The sequence below is a fragment of the Variovorax sp. AB1(2024) genome, from assembly GCF_037482385.2.
In the GTDB taxonomy this organism is placed as follows: Bacteria; Pseudomonadota; Gammaproteobacteria; order Burkholderiales; family Burkholderiaceae_C; genus Variovorax.
This window is the reverse complement of the sequence record NZ_JBBHKP020000001.1, coordinates 319,301-337,376: the sequence shown is the minus strand read 5'-3', so window position 1 is coordinate 337,376 and position 18,076 is coordinate 319,301. Positions and strand designations below refer to the sequence as shown.

General features: G+C 68.6%; 20 protein-coding genes. 4 read left to right on the top strand and 16 right to left on the bottom strand.

Annotation, left to right across the window (positions count from 1 at the left end):
• Positions 1 to 18: 18 nt before the first annotated feature.
• The 8 genes from WIX39_RS01610 to WIX39_RS01575 form a co-directional block, all read right to left on the bottom strand.
• Positions 19 to 993, bottom strand: coding sequence for an isopenicillin N synthase family dioxygenase (locus WIX39_RS01610; RefSeq protein WP_106936616.1), 975 nt, complete (start codon positions 991 to 993; stop codon positions 19 to 21).
• A gap of 36 nt (positions 994 to 1,029) precedes the next feature.
• Positions 1,030 to 1,740, bottom strand: a complete 711-nt coding sequence (locus WIX39_RS01605; RefSeq protein ID WP_081266078.1) for a cysteine hydrolase family protein — start codon at positions 1,738 to 1,740, stop codon at positions 1,030 to 1,032.
• Entirely contained in the window at positions 1,737 to 2,669 is a 933-nt protein-coding gene (locus tag WIX39_RS01600; protein WP_081266077.1) for an ABC transporter permease, read from the bottom strand. The genes WIX39_RS01605 and WIX39_RS01600 overlap by 4 nt, the downstream gene beginning before the upstream one ends.
• Entirely contained in the window at positions 2,666 to 3,814 is a 1,149-nt protein-coding gene (locus tag WIX39_RS01595; RefSeq protein WP_409194397.1) for an ABC transporter permease, read from the bottom strand. Before WIX39_RS01595 ends, WIX39_RS01600 begins: the two co-directional genes overlap by 4 nt.
• Positions 3,807 to 5,333, bottom strand: a complete 1,527-nt coding sequence (locus tag WIX39_RS01590) for an ABC transporter ATP-binding protein (RefSeq protein WP_285413134.1) — start codon at positions 5,331 to 5,333, stop codon at positions 3,807 to 3,809. The genes WIX39_RS01595 and WIX39_RS01590 overlap by 8 nt, the downstream gene beginning before the upstream one ends.
• Before the next feature lie 3 nt (positions 5,334 to 5,336).
• On the bottom strand, positions 5,337 to 6,404 hold the full coding sequence (locus WIX39_RS01585; protein WP_081266074.1) for a BMP family ABC transporter substrate-binding protein: 1,068 nt from the start codon (positions 6,402 to 6,404) through the stop codon (positions 5,337 to 5,339).
• 104 nt (positions 6,405 to 6,508) lie between these two features.
• Positions 6,509 to 6,895, bottom strand: a complete 387-nt coding sequence (locus WIX39_RS01580; RefSeq protein WP_409194396.1) for a VOC family protein — start codon at positions 6,893 to 6,895, stop codon at positions 6,509 to 6,511.
• A 208-nt stretch (positions 6,896 to 7,103) separates the two neighbouring features.
• A complete protein-coding gene (locus tag WIX39_RS01575; RefSeq protein WP_409194395.1) occupies positions 7,104 to 8,105 on the bottom strand; it encodes an isopenicillin N synthase family dioxygenase in 1,002 nt (333 codons plus the stop codon).
• Positions 8,106 to 8,331: 226 nt separating this feature from the next.
• On the opposite strand from WIX39_RS01575, the gene rutR reads away from it, so the two are divergent.
• Positions 8,332 to 9,039 (top strand): HTH-type transcriptional regulator RutR, encoded by a 708-nt coding sequence (rutR, locus tag WIX39_RS01570; protein ID WP_409194394.1) that lies wholly within the window; start codon positions 8,332 to 8,334, stop codon positions 9,037 to 9,039.
• Positions 9,040 to 9,104: 65 nt separating this feature from the next.
• Here the strand turns inward: rutR and rutF are convergent, their stop codons facing one another.
• From rutF to rutA, 6 genes are read right to left on the bottom strand one after another with little or no spacing between them, the layout of a single operon-like run.
• The gene (gene rutF, locus WIX39_RS01565) at positions 9,105 to 9,656 is read right to left on the bottom strand and encodes an NADH-dependent FMN reductase RutF (protein ID WP_081266070.1); all 552 of its coding nucleotides are present in this window, start codon (positions 9,654 to 9,656) and stop codon (positions 9,105 to 9,107) included.
• Positions 9,657 to 9,670: 14 nt separating this feature from the next.
• Entirely contained in the window at positions 9,671 to 10,270 is a 600-nt protein-coding gene (locus WIX39_RS01560) for a malonic semialdehyde reductase (RefSeq protein WP_409194393.1), read from the bottom strand.
• Positions 10,267 to 11,073 (bottom strand): pyrimidine utilization protein D, encoded by an 807-nt coding sequence (gene rutD / locus WIX39_RS01555; RefSeq protein WP_409194392.1) that lies wholly within the window; start codon positions 11,071 to 11,073, stop codon positions 10,267 to 10,269. The genes WIX39_RS01560 and rutD overlap by 4 nt, the downstream gene beginning before the upstream one ends.
• 8 nt (positions 11,074 to 11,081) lie before the next feature.
• Complete coding sequence (rutC, locus tag WIX39_RS01550) at positions 11,082 to 11,474, bottom strand: pyrimidine utilization protein C (RefSeq protein WP_081266067.1); 393 nt, start codon at positions 11,472 to 11,474, stop codon at positions 11,082 to 11,084.
• Positions 11,475 to 11,499: 25 nt separating this feature from the next.
• A complete protein-coding gene (rutB, locus tag WIX39_RS01545; RefSeq protein WP_409194391.1) occupies positions 11,500 to 12,294 on the bottom strand; it encodes a pyrimidine utilization protein B in 795 nt (264 codons plus the stop codon).
• A 14-nt stretch (positions 12,295 to 12,308) separates the two neighbouring features.
• Complete coding sequence (gene rutA, locus WIX39_RS01540; protein WP_409194390.1) at positions 12,309 to 13,421, bottom strand: pyrimidine utilization protein A; 1,113 nt, start codon at positions 13,419 to 13,421, stop codon at positions 12,309 to 12,311.
• Positions 13,422 to 13,638: 217 nt separating this feature from the next.
• On the opposite strand from rutA, the gene WIX39_RS01535 reads away from it, so the two are divergent.
• The 3 genes from WIX39_RS01535 (at position 13,639) to WIX39_RS01525 (ending at position 15,721) form a co-directional block, all read left to right on the top strand.
• Positions 13,639 to 14,091, top strand: coding sequence for a YybH family protein (locus WIX39_RS01535; RefSeq protein WP_081266065.1), 453 nt, complete (start codon positions 13,639 to 13,641; stop codon positions 14,089 to 14,091).
• Positions 14,092 to 14,157: 66 nt separating this feature from the next.
• Positions 14,158 to 15,135, top strand: a complete 978-nt coding sequence (locus WIX39_RS01530; protein ID WP_409196306.1) for a YheT family hydrolase — start codon at positions 14,158 to 14,160, stop codon at positions 15,133 to 15,135.
• Between the two features lie 19 nt (positions 15,136 to 15,154).
• Positions 15,155 to 15,721 carry a DUF2946 family protein gene (locus WIX39_RS01525; RefSeq protein ID WP_409194389.1) on the top strand — a complete coding sequence of 189 codons (567 nt, stop codon included), beginning with the start codon at positions 15,155 to 15,157 and terminating at the stop codon, positions 15,719 to 15,721.
• Positions 15,722 to 15,769: 48 nt separating this feature from the next.
• Here the strand turns inward: WIX39_RS01525 and WIX39_RS01520 are convergent, their stop codons facing one another.
• Positions 15,770 to 16,456 (bottom strand): c-type cytochrome, encoded by a 687-nt coding sequence (locus tag WIX39_RS01520; RefSeq protein WP_409194388.1) that lies wholly within the window; start codon positions 16,454 to 16,456, stop codon positions 15,770 to 15,772.
• A 124-nt stretch (positions 16,457 to 16,580) separates the two neighbouring features.
• Positions 16,581 to 18,005, bottom strand: a complete 1,425-nt coding sequence (locus WIX39_RS01515; RefSeq protein WP_081266061.1) for an efflux transporter outer membrane subunit — start codon at positions 18,003 to 18,005, stop codon at positions 16,581 to 16,583.
• Positions 18,006 to 18,076: the final 71 nt, after the last annotated feature.

Below are 18,076 nucleotides of genomic sequence, written 5' to 3'. Positions count from 1 at the left end.
TGGGAAAAGGAGGCGCTGTCAGGGCTGGGCCTGCTTGCGGTAGGCGTAGTTCTTGTCGAGGCGCTCGAGCAGGTAGTGGCCGTAGGTGACGGGGTCGTAGCGCGGCGGATGCTGCGCATCGGTGCACGTGGGCAGGCACTCGATCAGCGCGTCCATGGCGGGATCGAGAAAGTACGGCAGCGAGTAGCGGTCGCCGCCCGAGCGGTTGATGACGCGGTGCGGCGTGGACACGAAGCGGTCGTTGGTCCAGCGCGCCAGCATGTCGCCGACGTTGAGCACGTAGGTGTCCGCGATCGGCGGCGCCTCGATCCAGTCGCCGCCGCGCGGCCGCACCTGCAGGCCGCCGGAGTCGTCCTGCGCGAGCAGGGTGATGATTCCGTAGTCGGTGTGCGGCGCCGAGCCCATCTGGTCGTCGTCGACGGGCGGCTGCGGCGGATAGTGCAGCGCGCGCAGGAAGGTGGTGGGGTGCTCGAAGTGGTGGTCGAGCGCATGCGCCTCCAGGCCGAGGCTCATTGCAATCAGACGCACGATGTAGCGCCCGAGCGCGTCCACCTCGCTCACGTACTGCGTCATGGCGGGTTTGAAGCCCGGCAGCCATTCGGGCCACTGGTTGGGGCCCTGCATCGGCAGGCCGGCGAGCAGGCCCTTGTCGTCGGGCGGCAGCTCGTGCATGAGCATCAGCGATTCGCTCATGTTCGGGCGCGTGACCTTGGCGACCGACGAGGTCACGATGGTCGACGAGGCCATGCCCATGTAGCCGCGATGGAAGGCGTTGATCGCGAGCGACTGCTTCTGTTCGAGCGTGGAGGCGTGGAACTCGCGCGAAGCCGCAAAGGCCGCATCGCGCGTGGCGCGGCGCACCGTGTGGCCCGAGATGTAGGCGAAGCCGATGGTGCTCAGCGCCTCGTGCAGCTGCAGGGCGGAAGTCTTGGCGGCGGCGGTGCTCGGGTCGAGGTTGCCGCCGAGATCGACGAGGGGAATGGAGTTCGGCATCGGGCGTCGGGGTTCAGCAGGAAGACGGAGGGCGGATCAGGAAAGAGAAGACGGGGAAGGCTGGCCGCCGGCCAGGCCGCGCCACTTGCGCAGCAGCTCGCGCGAATCCATCACCAGCCCCAGGTGCAGCGACACCATCGCCAGCGCCGCGCCTTCCAGGTGCGCGTCGGTGCCCCGCACCAGGTCGCGCAGCACGATCACGCGGTAGTTGTGGTTGTTGGCGTCGAAGGCGGTGTTGAGCACGCAGCAGTCGGTGAAGCCGCCGTCGAGCACCACCGTCTCGATGCGCTGGTTGCGCAGCAGAAAGTCCAGGTCGGTCGGATAGAACGCCGAGAGCCGGCGCTTGCTGTCCACGCGCATGTCGCCGGGCTCCACGCGCGTGACCCACTCGGTCCACTTGGTGCCTTCGATGGCATGCGCATGGGCGTTCGGAATCTCGCCCACGTGCAGCGGGAAGGTGCGCCGCCATGCGGCCGGAATGCCGCGCGTGTCGTCCTCGCCGCCGGGCCGCAGCACCGACCTGACGTGCACGATGCGCACGCCCAGCGCGCGCACTTCGTCGTGGAAGCTGTCGATGGGCGCCACCACGTCGCGTGCGCGCGGCGCGGGGCAGGGGCAGTCGGGGTCGTCGTCGAGATGGCCCCGGTGCATGTCGATGGAGACCACGGCCGTGGTGGCCGGGTTCAGGTAGTCGGCGAACTGCGCCGCGTCGAGCTCGCGCTCCTCGTTGTAGACCCAGGCCTTCATCGGCGTTCTTCCCGCACATAGGGTTGGCCCAGCGCACCGGGCTCTTCATCGGCGCCGCGCCTGGAGAGCGCGACCCACACCATCACGCCCAGCGTCACCGCATAGGGCGTCATCATCACGAAGTACTGCGGCAGCTGAACGCCGGCGGCGGCCAGCTGCGGAATCAGCGCCTCGATGCAGCCGAAAAGCAGCGCGCCCACCAGCGCCTTCCACGGCGACCAGCGCGCGAAGATCACGAGGCCCACGGCGATCCAGCCGCGCCCGCCGGTCATGCCCGCGATCCACAGCTTGGTGCTGACCACCGAGATGTACGCGCCCGCCAGCCCCACCAGCGCCGAGCCCGCGAGCACCGCCGCGAAGCGCCATGCCGCCACGCGGATGCCGGCGGCGTCGGCGGCCTGCGGGTTCTCGCCCACCGCGCGCAGCCGCAGGCCGGTGGAGGTGCGCGCGAAGAACCAAGCCACCGCGCAGAAGATCGGCAGCGTGAGCCACACCATCGCGTTCTGCTCGAAGAGCCTGCCCACGCCCGGCAGCATCGACAGCGGCCACAGGCCCATCGCGCCGATGCCTTCGGTCGCGTGGTTGGTCCACTCGGCCATGGAGCCGACCAGCGCCGTGAGCCCCTGGCAGAAGAACACCAGCGCGAGCCCGGCAATCACCTGGTTCACGCGCAGCCAGATCACCATCACCGCGAACAGCACCGACACCACGCTGGCCGCGAGCATGGCCAGCACCAGCGACACCGCCGGCTGCCCGATGGCGATCTGCGCGCCGATGCCGGCCAATGCGCCGACCAGCATCAGCCCCTCGGCACCGAGCGCCAGCACGCCCGCGCGCTCGCAGATGATGAGGCCGAGCGCCGCGAGCGCATAGGGCACCGCGAAGTCCGGCGTGCTCGCCAGCCAGTTGAGAACGATGCCGCCGCTCATGCCGAAGCCTCCGCGCCCACGCGGCGCAGCCGGTGGCGGATGAAGAAATCGCTCGACGCCACGCACACCACGATGATGGCCTGTATGAGCTGCACCATCGAGAACGGCACCTGGTAGAACACCTGCAGGCTGCGCCCGGTGACGAACAGCGCCGCCACCAGCAGCGCCACCACCGTGGCCGCCAGCGGGTTGTTGCGCGCGAGGAAGGCAATGAGGATGCCCGAGAAGCCGTAGCCCTGGTAGAAGGCCTGCGTGAGCCTGCCTTCCTGCCCCGCCGCAACGGCGAAGCCCGCGAGCCCGGCCATCGCACCCGACAGCAGCACCGCGCCGTAGATGGTGCGCCGCACCGGCACGCCGTTGGCATGCGCGACGCGCGGGTTGGCGTCGACGAAGCGCAGGTACAGGCCCGCGCGGCTCACGCTCACCAGCCACCATGCGAGCAGCGCGACCACGCCCGCCAGCAGGATCGAGCTGCCCACGCCGCCGCCGAGTTCGGGCAGCCGCTCGAACGCGCGGAACTGCGGCGAATAGGGAAAGTTGTCCTTCGGGTCCTTCCAGCTTCCGTACACCAGGTGCAGCAGGAAGTTGGCCGCCATGTAGTTGAGCATCAGCGTCGAGATGATCTCGTTCACGCCCAGCTTCAGCTTCAGCCACGCCGGGCCCAGCACCCACAGCAGGCCGCAGCCGACGGCCGCGATGAACATCAGCGGCAGGCGCAGGTTCTCGGGGCCGATCTGCCACATCGACACCGCCGTGGCGCCGATGGCGCCCCAGATCATCTGGCCCTCGAGCCCGAGGTTCCAGAAGCGCGCGCGGAACGCGATGGCGCCGGCCAGGCCGACGAGGATCATCGGCGCGGCCTGGAACAGCACCGCGCGGAAGTTCTGGCCATCGAGGAAGGTCTGCGTGACGAACTCGTTGGCCAGTTCGTCGGCGGGCACGCCGGCCGCCACCAGGATGGCGGCGGAGATGGCGAAGCCCGCCAGCAGCGCCGCCGCGAGGATCAGCGCCTGCCAGCGCCATGCCATGTGCTGGCGGATCTCCAGCGCGTAGCGGCGGCGCGCCAGCGGCTGTGGCTGCGGCGGCTTTGCCGCGACGGTGTTCGGTGCGCTTGCCATGCTTGCGGAGAGGGATGCTTCAACCATGGTCCACCATCGCCTGCCCTATCGCCTGCCGGTCGGCGGGCTGCGCGAACTCGCCGGCGATGCGCCCGCGCGTCATCACGCCCACGCGGTCCGCGAGCTGCAGCACTTCGTCGAGGTCTTCGCTGATCAGCAGCACCGCAGCGCCGCCGTCGCGCGCGGCGCGCAGCCGCGCATGCACCTCGGCGCTGGCGCGCACGTCGAGGCCGCGGCTCGGGCTGTGCGCGAGCACCAGCGTCGGCGACTTGCCGAACTCGCGCGCCAGCACCAGCTTTTGCGCATTGCCGCCCGACAGCAGCGCCGCCTTCTGCGCGACGGAGCGCACGCCCTGCACGTCAAAGGCGCGTACCGCCTCCTGCGTGTCTGCCTGGATGCGGCCCCGGCGCAGGCGCCACACGGGTCCGTAGCGGCCGGTGTGCACGCGGCCGATGGCGTAGTTCTCGGCCACCGACAGGCCGCCCGCGAGCGCGAGGCCGTAGCGGTCGGCCGGAATCGCGGCAATGCCGATGCCGCGCCGCGCGGATGCGGCCATCGTCTTCAGGTCGCCGTGGCCTTCGAGCCGGATCTCGCCTTCGGTGGCTTCGCCCGGCAGCCCCATGATGGCGCCCGCCAGTTCGCCTTGCCCGTTGCCGCCCACGCCGGCAAGCCCGTAGATCTCGCCGGCATGCAGTTCGAGGTCGACACCGTCGAGCACCCGCCGGCCTTCGGGCGAAGCAGGCGTGCGCAGCCCGCGCACCGTCAGCCGCACCGGGCCGCGCGATGCGGCCGGGGCCTGGAAGCCCTGCGCGGCGATCGACTCGCCCACCGTGAGCTTGACCAGCTCGGCGGTCGTGGCCTCGGCCGGCTTCAGCGTGGCTACCGTGCGGCCGCCGCGCATCACCGTCACGCGGTCGGCGTACGTTTTCACGTCGGCCATCTTGTGCGTGACCAGCACCACCGCGGCGCCCTTGCGCGCCAGCCCCTGCACGGTCTGCAGCAGGCGCGCGGCTTCCTGGTCGGTCAGCACGGCGGTGGGCTCGTCGAGGATCAGGATGCGCGCGCCCGCCAGCAGCACCTTGAGGATCTCCACGCGCTGCTGCTCGGCGATCGACAGCGCATCGACGCGCTTCGACGGATCGATGTCGAAGCCCAGCTCCGAGGCCTTGTTGCGGATGTCGCGCTCTATTTCGCGCAGCCTTTCGCCGTGGCTCTGGAAGCCGACAGGCGGCGGCGCGGTGAGCAGGATGTTCTGCGCCACGGTGAACGGCCGCACCAGCTTGAAATGCTGGTGGACCATGCCGATGCGCTGCCTGGCCGCATCGCGCGGGCCGGCGAAGCGCACCGCGTTGTCATCCACCAGCAGCTGGCCCGCCTCGGGCGCATAGAGCCCGGCCGCGATGTTCATGAGCGACGACTTGCCCGCGCCGTTCTCGCCGAGCAGGGCATGCACCTCGCCCCAGCGCGCGGTGAAGTGGGCGTCGGTCAGTGCCGCGAAGCCGTCGAAGGACTTGCGGATGCCGGTGAGTTCCAGCGCATTGGGCATGGCTTACTTCTGCGTGACCACGCCCTTGACGAACCAGTCCATCTTCCAGAGGTCGGCATCGGACAGCACCGCGCCCTTGGCGACGCGCTCCTTGCCGTCGCGGTCGGCGAGCGGGCCGGCGTAGATCTGCTTGCCCTTCATGATCGCGTCGCGCTCGGCGGTGATGAGCGCGGCCTTGTCCTTGGGCACGGCCGGGCCGAAGCCGGCGATGTCGGTGCCGCCGTCCTTCATCTCGATGAAGGCGCCGTACTGGGCTGGCTTCCAGTTGCCGGCCATGATCTTCTTGAGTTCCGGCGTGAGGAAGCGGTCCCACACCCACACCGACGAGCACAGCGTGGCCTTGGGCGCGAACTGGCGCAGGTCGCGGTGGTGGCCGGTGCCGTACACGCCGCGCTCCTGCGCCACGATCTGCGGCGTGGGGCTGTCGACGTGCTGGCCGATCACGTCGGCGCCCTGGTCGATCAATGCCGCCGCTGCCGCGCGTTCCTTCACCGGGTCGTTCCACGCGCCGGTGTAGATCACGTTGACGGTGGCGTTCGGGTTCATCTTCTGCGCGCCGAGCGCGAAGGCGTTGATGGTCCAGTTCACCACGCCGAAGGGGTTGGCCGCGACGAAGCCGAGCTTGCCGGTCTTCGACGCCGCGCCTGCGGCCATGCCGCAGAGGTACTGGCTCTCGTAGGTGCGGCCGTAGAACGACTCGAGGTTGCTGCCGTTGGTGGTGCCCGAGCCGTTGAGGAAGGCCACGTCGGGGTACTTGGCGGCCAGGTCCTTGAAGCTGTCGGAGTATCCGAAGGCGGTGCCGATGACGATGTTGGCGCCGCGCTGGATGAACTTCTCCGCGGCGGGCTTGATGGCCGATGCGTCTTCGGGCACGTTCTCGACGAACTGGATCTTCTGGCCGATTTCCTTCTCGATCTTCACGCGGGCTTCGTCGAAGGCCTGCGTCCAGCCGCCGTCGTTCTTGGGGCCGAAGTAGAGCATCGCGATCTTCGGCTTGTCCTTGAGCGTGAAGCCGTCGGCCGCAGCGGCGGGCAGCGTGGTGAAGAGCGCGCCGCCGGCTGCGAGGGTCATGGCAAGCCCGAGGACGGGGCCGTGGGAGGGAGTGCGCGGCATGAAGCAACCTTTCGTGGGAAGCATGGGATGAGAGGAGAAAAAGGAGGGGAGGTCGCGTGCGGCTACATCATGAAATTGATGCGGAACACGTTGCCTTCGGGGTCGAGCAGCACCGACTGGTACCAGTTGTAGTAAGTGACGTAGGGCGCCTTCACCAGCCTGGCGCCGGCCTCCAGGGCAACGGGCACCATGCGGTCGACGTCGGCCTGGCTGTCGACGTCGATGTTCAGCAGGAACTTGACGCCGCGCGTGTCGGAGTACTCGCTCAGGTGCAGCAGCTCGTAGGCGTCGAGCGCGTTGAAGCCGAGGCTCGACTTGCCGGTGTCCAGGCCGCGGAAGATGGGGGAGCGGATGGCTTCTATCTCTGTGAAGCCGAACACGCGCTGGTAGAAGCCGCTGAGCGCGACCACGTCTTTGGCGAAGACGTTGACGTAGGAGAGGTGTGCCATGTCTGTGCTTTTTTGATGTGGTGTTTTTCAGGGCGCGTGCACAGGCCGTCGGGTACTCCCCTCCGCGAATGTCCCCCGGCCTGCGGCCTCCTCCTTTATTTCGCTGCGGGGAGCACCCGACGCCCTGTGCACAGGGCACGCTGCTGGTGCTCGGCTGATCAACAACTGCTCGGCGTGAGCGCGCCCCGAAGAACAGCGGTAAGTCATCTCAAGCCACCGCCTTGGTCCCGCCAAAGGTCGTCTGCTTGACGAACTTTGACGTCAGGTGGTCTCCGGAGGAAATGGGTGCGTACTTGGCAACCTCGCCGGGCGCGAGGCAGCTCGGCAGGCACTCGACCATCGCGTCGTAGTTCGGCTGGTGGAAGAACACCAGCGACTGGCGGCGGTTGGTGCTCGCCACCTCGAACGGCGGGTTGATCACGCGGTGCAGTGTGGACACCCACTGGTCGTTGGTCCACTGCATCATCAGGTCGGCAATGTTGACGACCAGGCCGCCCTCGACCTGCGGCACGTCGACCCACTGGCCTGCCTTGTTGAACACCTGCAGGCCCTTGTCGTCGGGCAGCACGATGGTGAGGCTGCCGTAGTCGCTGTGCGCGCCCGCGCGCAACTGGCCCGGCAGCGGCTGCTCGCGCTGCGGCGGATAGCTCAGCACGCGGAACATGCTGATGTGCTCGTCGATCTTGTCGTCGAAGAAGGTCTCGGGCAGGGAAAGGCCGAGCGCGAAGATGCGCATCAGCGAGCGCGAGAGATCGCTCATGGCCTCGAAGTAGCCTTCGTAGGCTTCGCGGAAACCGTCGATGGGCGGCCAGCTGTTGGGCTCGAAGTGCGGGCCGGCGGCGGGGCCGCGGTGATAGTCGTCGTCGGGCACGTTCGACGGGCCGATGGAGAACGACTCCTTCAGGTCGCCGGGCGCTGCCTCTTCCAGGCTGTAGGAGAGCCCCTCTTCGCCGACCGCGCTGTAGCCGCGCACCGCGTCTTCGCGCGGCCGGTCGACCTTGCGCTTCTCGGCCAGCGGCATGTCGAAGAACTGGCGCGAGAGCGACGACACGCGCTCTATCAGCTCGGGCGCGATGCCGTGGTTGGTGATGACGAGAAAGCCGATGCTTCGGCAGGCTTCGTCGACTTTTCTCGCAACCGCCGACTTGCCTTCGGCGGTGCCGTCGAAGTAGGGCGCGAGATCGATGATGGGAACGGACAGCAGGGTCATGGCGGCTTCCTCATTCGGTCGGTCATGCAGTCGTGCATGCGTTGGCATGCCTTTCGCCATGCAACGTCTGTGCCAGTTGGACCAAATGGACAAATCGCATTCGCCGCGTCAGCATGGTGCGCAACACCGCGTCGTGCCGCCGGTCGTGACGCAAGGCGATGCACCGTGGCCTTACAGTGGTGCGCCGTTTGAAAACCGATGAACGTGAAGAGAAGAGCGAGGGAAGATGCCGAAGACCAAGGCGCTGGCCGCAGCCAGCAGCAGTACCGACAAACCGGCGCGCAAGCGTGCCAAGCCGGCCGTGCGCAGTGCGTCGGCCGTGAACCGGCGGCTGCGCCAGATCGAGGACAAGCGCAGCGCGATCCTCGGCGCGGCGCTGGGGCTGTTCTCGCGCTTCGGCCTGCACGGCACGTCGATCGACCAGGTGGCGGCGCGTGCCGACGTGTCGAAGAGCAACCTGCTCTATTACTTCGCGAACAAGGAAGAGCTCTACGTCAACGTGCTGCGCGACCTGCTCGCGCTGTGGCTCGAACCTCTGCGCGGCTTCAGCGCCGAGCAGGACCCGGCGGAGGCCATCGGCGGGTACATACGCCGCAAGCTGGTGGTGTCGCGCGACCGGCCCGATGCATCGCGGCTGTTCTGCCTTGAAATGATCCAGGGCGCGCCGCTGCTGCGCGACGAACTGGACCGCGAGCTGCGCTCGCTGGTGGAGAAGAAATCGGAAGTGATCCGCGCCTGGGTCGAGTCCGGCAAGCTGGCGCCGGTCGATCCGCACCACCTGATCTTCGCGCTGTGGGCGGTGACGCAGCACTACGCGGATTTCGGCGTGCAGGTGCAGGCGCTGACGGGGCACACGCTGGAAGATGCGGCGTTCTTCGAGGAGACGGTGGAGAACGTTCAGCGCATCGTGCTGCAGGGCATCGCGCCGCGCTGACTCTTATCCATCGAGCGCTCTGCCCGCCCCCCTCCCGGCCTTCCCCCAAAGGGGGAGGAAGCAATTCAGTGCTGGGGCGGCGCCGCGATCTCGTGATAGCGCCGGTCGAAGTAGATCAAGCCCTGCGCCGCGCCGCCGATCGCAATCGCCACGGCCTCGCAGAACAGCACGTCGTGCGTGCCCGCGCTCGTCGCGTGCACCACGCGGCAGTCGAAGGACACCGCCGCATCGTCGAGCATCGGCGAGCCGGTGGTCTTGCGGCTCCAGCGGCCGGCGGCGAAGCGCTCGTCCATCGGCGTCTTGCCGCCGAACAACGCGGACAGCGACTGGTGGCCCGCTGCCAGCACGTTCACGCACAGCACGCCGTTGGCTTTGAACGCCGGGTACACGGAAGCGGACCGGTTCAGGCACACCAGCAGCGTCGGCGGCTCGTCGGTCACGCTGCACACGGCCGATGCGGTGAAGCCGGCGCGGCCCGCCGGGCCGTCGGTGGTGATGATGTTCACCGCCGCGCCCAGCCGCGCCATCGCGTTGCGGTAGTCGGCCTTCTGCAAGCCCGCGGGCAAGCCGGCGGGGTTCGATGACGAAGGGGCGTGGGAGGCCATGGCGTTCAACATGGAGAGTGACTCCTTCAGGCCAGCACGCAGGCTTCGTCGAAGGGCAGCCGCGGCAGGCGGCCGAACACCTTCGACGCATCGCCGTGGCCGAGGTTGATGAGGAAATTGACGGTCCAGTCGGTGCCCTCGAAAAAGGCCGCGTCGACCTTCGCCTTGTCGAAGCCCGACATCGGGCCGGCGTCCAGGCCCACCGCGCGCGCGGCCAGCAGCAGATAGCCGGCCTGCAGGCTCGCGTTGCGGAAGGCGGTCTCGTGCGCGGCCTCGGGGCTGCCGGTGAACCAGCTGCGCGCGTCGGCATGCGGGAACAGCGTGGGCAGCTTGTCGTAGAACTTGCGGTCCCATGCGGCAATGACGGTGACCGGCGCGCTCATGGTCTTGTCGAGGTTGCCCTTGGAGAGCGCGGGCGCCAGGCGCTGCTTGCCTTCGGGCGTGCGCACGAACACGAAGCGCGCGGGCGAGCAGTTGGCCGAGGTCGGGCCCAGGCTCGCGAGCGAATAGATCTGCCGCAGTTGCGCGTCGGTGACGGGCTCGTCGGTCCAGCCGTTGTGGCTGCGTGCGGCGGTGAACAGCAGCGACAGCGCTGCGTCGTCGAGTGTGGATGCAAGAGTGGTCATGCTGGAACTGCGGGTGCGGTGACCCGCGAAAGAAAGTCGAGCAGGCTGCGGTTGAAGGCCTCGGCCTCGGTCACGCTGTGGGCGTGGCCGCCGTGCGGCATGAAGTCGAGCGTGACGTCGCGCAGGCCATCGGCCAGGCGCTGGGAGCAGGTCCAGGGCACGAGTGCGTCGTCCTTGGCCGCGGCCACCAATGCGGGCGCGGTGATGTCGCCCAGCCGTGCGTCGATGTCGAAGGCGCGCAGGGCGGCGATGCGCGCGCGCATGTTGGCCTCGCCGGGAAAATGGGCGAAGGCGTGATCGACTTCGTCGGCCACGCGCTGCGCGTGCTCGTCGGCCCAGGCTGCGGGGTAGAGGAAGATCGGCTGCGCTTCCACGTAGGCGCGCGCACCGCATGCGCCGAGCAGCGCGAGCCGGGCATCGAAGCAGCGCGCCGAATGCGGGTTGGGCTTCGACCATGCGTTGATGAGAACGAGGCTCGCAATGCGCGAGGGTGCATCCAGCGCGAGCTGCAAGCCCACGAGGCCGCCGAGCGCATGGCCCGCGAAGTGGCACCGCGAAGTGTTCGTGGCGTCGAGGATTTCCAGCACGTCCTGCGCCATGTCCTCGATGGCATAGGCAGCGGGCAGCGCGCCGGGGCTGCGGCCCGTGCCGCGCTGGTCGTAGGCGACGACGCGGTGCCCGGCGTCGACCAGCGCGCCGAGCTGCGGCTGCCAGAAACCGGCCGAGCCGCCGAGGCCGGACGACAGCAGCACAGTGGAGGGCGCCTCGGACGGCCCGTGCACCTCGTAGTGCAGCGAAGGCATGCGGCGCCTCAGCCCTTGTTGCCGATGTGCGCGATCGAGGCGATCTCGATCAGCGCATCGGGCTTCACCAGGCCGCACTGGATGCAGTAGCGCGCGGGCTTGGTGCCGGGAAAGAACTCGGCATATACCGCGTTGATCTTCGCGTAGTCGGCCCAGTCCTTGAGCATGATCTGGTTGAAGGTCACGTCGTCCATGGTGCCGCCGGCGGCCTCGACCACGCCCTTGATGATGGTGAGCACATGCCGGGCCTGCGCGCTCGCGTCGCCGACGTGCACCACGTTGTTGTCCTTGTCGAAGGGCAGCGTGCCCGACACGTAGAGCACGCCGTCGGCGAGCGTGCCGGGAACATAGGGGGCGAGCGGCACGCCGGTGCCGGGAGGGATGATGGCTTGCTTGGGCATGGGGGAACTCCTCGATGAAGGTGAATCAGGCGACGGCCGCTTCGGCCGACGCGGGTTGGGAAACGGCTTGCGGCGCGGCGAAGGTGGCGCAGAACTGGTCCACCGTGGAGACCCATCCGAAGAAGGTCTCGACGTTGTAGACCGATGCCTTCTGGATGGCCGGGCCGCCGAGTTCGTGCGTGGCGTCTTCCAGCATCACCGCGAAGTACTCGAGGTGGAAGGCGTCGCGCAGCGTCGACTCCACGCACACGTTGGTCGCGATGCCGGTGAAGGCCAGGTGCCGGATGCCGCGCGCGCGCAGCGTACTGTCGAGCGTGCTGTTGAAGAAGCCGCTGTAGCGCGTCTTGGGCACGACGATGTCGCCGGCCTGCGGCTTCATCTGGTCGATGAGTTCGTAGTCCCAGCCGCCCTTGGCGAGGAACTTGCCCTGCAGCTCGGGTTTGGCGCGCATGGTCTTGAGCGCGTTCGACTTGTGCCAGTTGGGCGAGCCGGGCCCGCCGGCTTCCACGTAGTCGGCGTCCCAGCCGTTCTGCAGGAACACGACCAGCATGCCGGCCGCGCGCGCCGCGGCAATGGCGCGCACGATGTTGGCGATGGTGCCCTGCGCGCCGGAGATGTCGAAGCCGGCCGAGTCGACATACCCGCCAATGGATGCATAGGCGTTCTGCATGTCGACGACGATCAGCGCCGAATCGCTGGCGTGCATCGCAAGCGGCTCGGGGCGTGCCGGCAGCACCAGCGGTGTGGGTGCGCCGGGCAGGCGGGGCGCGCCGACGGGCGTGGTCGAGGTGAGGGTGGTGTTGCGTGCGGGTGCGCTCACGTGGGTGCTCCTGTTCAGGCCGCGAGGCGCTGGGGCTCGACCTGCGACGGCACGGGGCTCTGCACGTGCGCGCGGCTCTTCATGAGCGGCTGGATGCGCTCGCCGAAGGCTTCCACGCCCTGCACGAAGTCGTCGAAGGTCAGCAGCACGCCTTCGGTGCCGGGCACCTCGGCCACTTCGTCGAGCATGCGTGCGACGCTTGCGTAGGAGCCCACCAGCGTGCCCATGTTGATGTTCACGGCCGAGGTCGGGTCGGCCATCTGCCGCACGTTGGTGTCGGCGCCCGACTTGGTGTCGGCCGCGCCCTGCTGGCCCAGCCATGCAATGGCTTCGTGGTCGGCGCCGGCCTTGTAGTGCTCCCACTTGGCGCGCGCGGCTTCGTCGGTCTCGTCGGCGATCACCATCATCAGCACGTAGGTGGTGACGTGGCGGCCAGTCTTGGCGGTGGCCTCGATGAGCTTCTGGGCCGCGGGCGCGAAGGCCTTGGGCGTGTTCACGCCCTTGCCGAAGCAGAAGTTGTAGTCGGCGTACCTGGCGGAGAACTCCATGCCCGCGTCGCTCTGGCCGGCGCAGATCACCTTCATGTCGGCCTGCGGCTGCGGGCTCATGCGGCAGTCGTCCATCTTGAAGTGCTCGCCCTTGAAGTCCGACCGGCCGGTGCCCCACAGGTCGCGCAGCACCTGGATGTATTCGCTGAGGTACTGGTAGCGCGTGCCAAAGAACTGGTCGCCGGGCCACATGCCCATCTGCGAGTACTCGGGGCGCTGCCAGCCGGTGACGAGGTTCAGGCCGAAGCGGCCGTTGGAGATGGAGTCGATGGTCGACGACATGCGAGCGACGATGGCCGGCGGCATGACCAGCGATGCGGCCGTGGCAAACAGCTTGATCTTGCTGGTGACGGCCGCGAGGCCGGCCATGAGCGTGAACGACTCCAGGTTGTGGTCCCAGAACTCCGTCTTGCCGCCGAAGCCGCGCAGCTTGATCATGGACAGCGCGAAGTCCACGCCGTAGCGCTCGGCCTTCAGCGTGATCTGCTTGTTGAGCTCGAAGCTGGGCTTGTACTGGGGCGCGTTTTCGGAAAGCAGCCAGCCGTTGTTGCCGATGGGAATGAAGATGCCGACGTTCATGGAAGGACTCCTGTTGCGTGATTGCGCAGCTCCTTGCATGCGGCGTGCCAGTTTGAAAAATTCTTTTAAATCAATGGCTTAGTTGTATTTTCCGGTTTGCTTTTGACCATTTGGTCCAAAACGGAGCAGGCGATTCGCCAGGATTGCGGCACCGCGGTGCGGACCGTGCCAAAGCGGTGCAGTGCCCCCGTCACCGACTGCGCGGCAGAATCACGCCATGCCCAAGACTCCACTCCGCGCCGCCGCGGCCATCGGCGGCACTGCCGACGACGTCGAAGCGGCCTTCTACGAAGCGCTGCAACGCGGCGACATCGATGCACTGATGGCCTGCTGGGCCGACGAGGACGAGGTGTTCTGCGTGCACCCCGGTGGTCCGCGGCTGGTGGGCGCGGTCGCGATCCGCGCGGCCTTCGAGCAGATGTTCGGCAACGGCGCCATCCACGCCACGCCCGCGCGGGTGCGCAAGATCGAATCGCTCGCCAGCGCGGTGCACAACGTGCTGGAGCGCATCGAGGTGCTCACGGCCGAGGGCCCGCGCCACGCTTTCGTGCTGGCCACCAACGTCTATCACAAGACCGCGCAGGGCTGGCGCCTGGTGGCGCACCATGCGAGCCCCGGCAGCGCGCGCGAACCCGACGACGCCAACGATCCGCCCCAGACCCTGCATTGATCGATGCCGTCCTTCGTTCCTTCCGCTCCCTCGTCATCCGCTTCGGGCCCTTCCCCCTCGACGGCCATGGGCTACATGGCGCCGCGCTGGCTGCCCGGCGGCAACCTGCAGACGATCTGGCCCGCGCTCTATGCACGCCGCTTCGACGGGCCGGCGCCGGTCTACCGGCGCGAGCGCTGGCAGACGCCCGACGGCGACTTCATCGACGTCGACTTCGTCGATGCGCCCCGGCAGCCGGTGCCGCTGCTGGTGCTGTTCCACGGCTTGGAGGGCTCATCGCGCAGCCATTACGCCGAAGCCTTCGCCGCATTCGCCGCGTCGCAGGGCATGGCCTTCGCGGTGCCGCATTTCCGCGGCTGCAGCGGCGAGCTGAACCTGGCGCCGCGCGCCTATCACTCGGGCGACTTCGAGGAGATCGGCTGGATCCTCTCGCGCATGCGCGAGCAGCATGCGCGCAAGGGCGGCGGCCCGGTGCTGGCCGCGGGCGTGTCGCTCGGCGGCAATGCGCTGATGCGATGGGCCTCTGAGGCCGGTGAAACGGCCGCCGGCGTGGTGAACGCGGTGGCCTCGGTGTGTGCGCCGCTCGACCTGGCGGCGGGCGGCGAGGCCATCGGCAGGGGCTTCAACAAGCTGGTCTACACGCGCATGTTCCTCGCGACCATGAAGCCCAAGGCCATGGCCAAGCTGGCGCAGTTCCCTGGCCTGTTCGACCGCGACCGCCTGCTGGCCGCGCGCGACCTCTATACCTTCGACGACATCTTCACCGCGCCCCTGCACGGCTTTCGCGATGCCGACGACTACTGGGCCCGGGGCTCGGCCAAGCCGCACCTGGCATCCATCCGCGTGCCCGCGCTGGTGGTGAACGCGCGCAACGACCCTTTCATTCCCGCCAGCAGCCTGCCGCTGCCCGGCGAGGTGGGTGCGCACGTCACGCTGTGGCAGCCCGCGCATGGCGGCCACGTGGGCTTTCCCATGGGGCTGCCGCCGGGGCACGTGCGCGGCATGCCGGAGCGCGTAGGCGGCTGGCTGGCCCGCCACGCCTGACGGCGAGCACAATAGCTTCATGGATGACATCGTCAAACAGGCACTCGCCAAATGGCCCAACGTGCCGCACTGCTACGGCTGGCTCGGTCTGGACGCGCGCGGCAACTGGTACATGCGCGACGACCGCACGCAGGCCGAAGGCCCCTTTCCAGCAGCGAAGGGATCGATGCTCAGGCACGACAAGCTGATCGAGTTCATTCACCGCAACTACGAGCACGACGGCGAAGGCCAGTGGTTCTTCCAGAACGGGCCGCAGCGCGTGTACGTGGAACTGGAGGCGGCGCCCCTGGTGTGGCGCGTGGCCGAGCAGGGCGACGGCTTCACCGTCACCGCGCACACCGGCCAGCCCGCCGAGGTGACCGGCTGCCTGCTCGACGAAGAGGGCAGGCTCTACCTGTCGTCGCCGGCCGGGCTGGGGCTGGTGCACACGCAGGACGTCGGCATTGCGGCGGATGCCATCGAACGCGGGCTCTGGACGCCGGAGGAAGTGCGTGCCGCACAACTGCCCGGCCGCTTCGGGCACGTGCTGAGCCCGGCGCAACACCACGCGGAAGCCGCTGCTGTAGCAGAGGCCACCCGCCCATGAAAAAAGCCGGCGCTGGGCCGGCTTCGTTCCTGAGACTAGGGTAAACGCCTAGTTGGCGGCGGGAGCGCTCGCCGCGGGAGCAGGGGCTGCTGCCGCCGCAGCAGGGGCCGCGGGTGCGGCAGCAGCGCCGGGTGCAGCAGCTGCGGGAGCCGCTCCAGCAGCGGGTGCATCGGCGGAGGCGGCCGGAGCCGGGCGATCCGGCACCGGGAACTTGGCGCCGCCGGCATTGGCCATGTAGACCACGGCACGGCCCACTTCGAGGTCTTCGAAGTCGCCGCCGCCCTGGGCAGGCATGGCGCCCTTGCCCTTCAGGGCGTGTTCGAGAAGCGTGGCGTAGCCCTGTCCGATGCGCGGGCCCCAGGCTGCGGCGTCCTGGAAGTGCGGCGCGCCAGGGATGCCGGGCGAGCCGTGGCAGGTGGCGCACTGGGCCTTGAAGACGGTCTCGCCGGTGGCCAGCGGACGGTTGGCGTCGCGGATCTCGATGGCGCCGACCTTCTTGAGGCGCTCGGCCACTTCGCGGTCGCGCGCTTCCTTGGTCACGCCATAGAGGGACATGTTGTCGCCCTGCGCGGTGCCCGAGGGCTTGTCGCCCGAGACCACATAGGAAACAAGACCCACGATGATCAGGATCGGGGCGATGAAGGAGAAAAATACCGCGAGAAGCAGCTGCTTCGGGTTCTTGATCGGCCCGGTGTGGGCTTCTTCTGTGGCCTGGTAATGCGGGTCTGCGCTCATTGGCGTCCTCAATATCGGGGGCTCGTCGGGGGGCTTTTCCTAACCAACCGGCGATTATAGAGAGACCCCTTGCCCAAGCGGGCAAGGGACCTACCCTTAGCGGACGCCAAAGTTTCTCAACGCATCAGCCGTTGTTGCCGTCGCGCGTGGCCCAGCCGCCACCCAGCGTCTTGTACAGCGTGACCTGGTTCTGCAACTGCAGCAGCTGCGTGGTCACGGCCGACTGCTGTGCCGAGAACAGCGAGCGCTGCGCGTCGAGCAGGTCGAGCGCGCTGGCGATGCCGTTGCGGTAGCGCAGGTCGGACAGCTTGAAGCGCACCGCCTCCGCATCGGCCTGCGCACGCAGCGCGCGCACCTGTTCGCCCAGCGTGGCGCGGCCCGCGAGCGCATCGGCCACTTCGCGGAACGCCGTCTGGATCGACTTCTCGTATTGCGCCACCGCGATCTCGCGCCCGGCCTTGGCCGACTCGAGCGTCGCGCGGTTGCTGCCCGCGTTGAAGATCGGCAGCGTCACCGTCGGCGCGAACGACCAGGCCTTGGAGCCGCGGTCGAACAGGCCCGAGAACTCGGTGCTCGCGGTACCGATGGAGCTTGTCAGCGACACGCGCGGGAAGAAGTTCGCGCGCGCCGCGCCGATGTTGGCGTTGGCCGCTATCAGCTGCTGCTCCGCCGCGCGGATGTCCGGGCGCTCGGCCAGCAGGTCGGAGGGCAGGCCGGCCGGCACGTCGGGCATCGGCTTGATGCCGGCGAGGCCCTTGGCGCCGCCCGCCGTGGCTTCGGCGGGCACCGGCGCGCCCAGCAGCAGGGCGAGGGCGTTCTCGTCCTCCGCGCGGGTGCGCAGTTGCTGCGCATACGCGGCGCGCGCGCTTTCGAGCTGGCCGTTCGACGCCTGGAAGTCGAGCTCGGAAGACACGCCGTTGTCGAAGCGCAGCTTCGTGAGGCGCACCGACTCTTCGCGCGTGACCAGCGTCTGGCGCGTGATCTCGAGCAGCTCGTCGTCGGCCAGCAGCGTGAGCCAGCCGTTCGCGACCGACGCGATCAGGCTGATCTGCACCGCCTTGCGCGTCTCGTCGGTGGCCAGGTACTGCGCCAGGGCCTGGTCCTTCAGCGCGCGGATGCGGCCGAAGAAGTCCAGCTCCCAGGCCGTGAAGCCGAAGTTGACGCTGTACTGCGAGGCCACGCTGCCCGCGCCGGGCTCGATGCCCTGGTACGGGTTGGGGCCGGAGCGCGAGCCCGAGCCCGTCAGGCCCAGCGCCGGGAACAGCGCCGAGCGCTGGATCTGGAACTGCGCGCGCGCCTGCTCGATGTTGAGCACCGACACCCGCAGGTCGCGGTTGTTCGAGAGCGCCGTCTGGATCAGGCCCGCCAGGCGCGGGTCGGTGAAGAAGTCCTGCCAGGCCAGGTTGGCCGCGGCCTGTCCGGGCGGCTGCGCCGGGTCGCCCGGGAAGGTGGTCGGCACCGGCGCCGCGGGGCGCTCGTAGGTCGGGATCAGCGAGCAGCCGGCCAGCAGCATTGCCGCTGCCAGGGCTGTTGGAATGAATTTCGTCATTGTCATAGCGACTCCATGGCCGTTCGCGCTGCATGCGCGGCGCGGCCTGTTCGGAAAACACCGCGGAACCG

Excerpts from the sequence above, each read along its gene's own strand:
- WIX39_RS01610 (WP_106936616.1), bottom strand. The coding sequence starts at position 993 with ATGCCGAACTCCATTCCCCTCGTCGATCTCGGCGGCAACCTCGACCCG.
- rutF (WP_081266070.1), bottom strand. The coding sequence starts at position 9,656 with ATGTTGAACGCCATGGCCTCCCACGCCCCTTCGTCATCGAACCCCGCC.
- WIX39_RS01560 (WP_409194393.1), bottom strand. The coding sequence starts at position 10,270 with ATGACCACTCTTGCATCCACACTCGACGACGCAGCGCTGTCGCTGCTG.
- WIX39_RS01515 (WP_081266061.1), bottom strand. The coding sequence starts at position 18,005 with ATGACGAAATTCATTCCAACAGCCCTGGCAGCGGCAATGCTGCTGGCC.
- WIX39_RS01535 (WP_081266065.1), top strand. The coding sequence starts at position 13,639 with ATGCCCAAGACTCCACTCCGCGCCGCCGCGGCCATCGGCGGCACTGCC.
- WIX39_RS01605 (WP_081266078.1), bottom strand. The coding sequence starts at position 1,740 with ATGAAGGCCTGGGTCTACAACGAGGAGCGCGAGCTCGACGCGGCGCAG.
- rutC (WP_081266067.1), bottom strand. The coding sequence starts at position 11,474 with ATGCCCAAGCAAGCCATCATCCCTCCCGGCACCGGCGTGCCGCTCGCC.
- WIX39_RS01580 (WP_409194396.1), bottom strand. The coding sequence starts at position 6,895 with ATGGCACACCTCTCCTACGTCAACGTCTTCGCCAAAGACGTGGTCGCG.
- WIX39_RS01520 (WP_409194388.1), bottom strand. The coding sequence starts at position 16,456 with ATGAGCGCAGACCCGCATTACCAGGCCACAGAAGAAGCCCACACCGGG.
- WIX39_RS01585 (WP_081266074.1), bottom strand. The coding sequence starts at position 6,404 with ATGACCCTCGCAGCCGGCGGCGCGCTCTTCACCACGCTGCCCGCCGCT.
- rutR (WP_409194394.1), top strand. The coding sequence starts at position 8,332 with ATGCCGAAGACCAAGGCGCTGGCCGCAGCCAGCAGCAGTACCGACAAA.
- WIX39_RS01525 (WP_409194389.1), top strand. The coding sequence starts at position 15,155 with ATGGATGACATCGTCAAACAGGCACTCGCCAAATGGCCCAACGTGCCG.
- WIX39_RS01530 (WP_409196306.1), top strand. The coding sequence starts at position 14,158 with ATGGGCTACATGGCGCCGCGCTGGCTGCCCGGCGGCAACCTGCAGACG.
- WIX39_RS01595 (WP_409194397.1), bottom strand. The coding sequence starts at position 3,814 with ATGGTTGAAGCATCCCTCTCCGCAAGCATGGCAAGCGCACCGAACACC.
- WIX39_RS01590 (WP_285413134.1), bottom strand. The coding sequence starts at position 5,333 with ATGCCCAATGCGCTGGAACTCACCGGCATCCGCAAGTCCTTCGACGGC.
- rutA (WP_409194390.1), bottom strand. The coding sequence starts at position 13,421 with ATGAACGTCGGCATCTTCATTCCCATCGGCAACAACGGCTGGCTGCTT.
- rutD (WP_409194392.1), bottom strand. The coding sequence starts at position 11,073 with ATGCCTTCGCTGCACTACGAGGTGCACGGGCCGTCCGAGGCGCCCTCC.
- WIX39_RS01600 (WP_081266077.1), bottom strand. The coding sequence starts at position 2,669 with ATGAGCGGCGGCATCGTTCTCAACTGGCTGGCGAGCACGCCGGACTTC.
- WIX39_RS01575 (WP_409194395.1), bottom strand. The coding sequence starts at position 8,105 with ATGACCCTGCTGTCCGTTCCCATCATCGATCTCGCGCCCTACTTCGAC.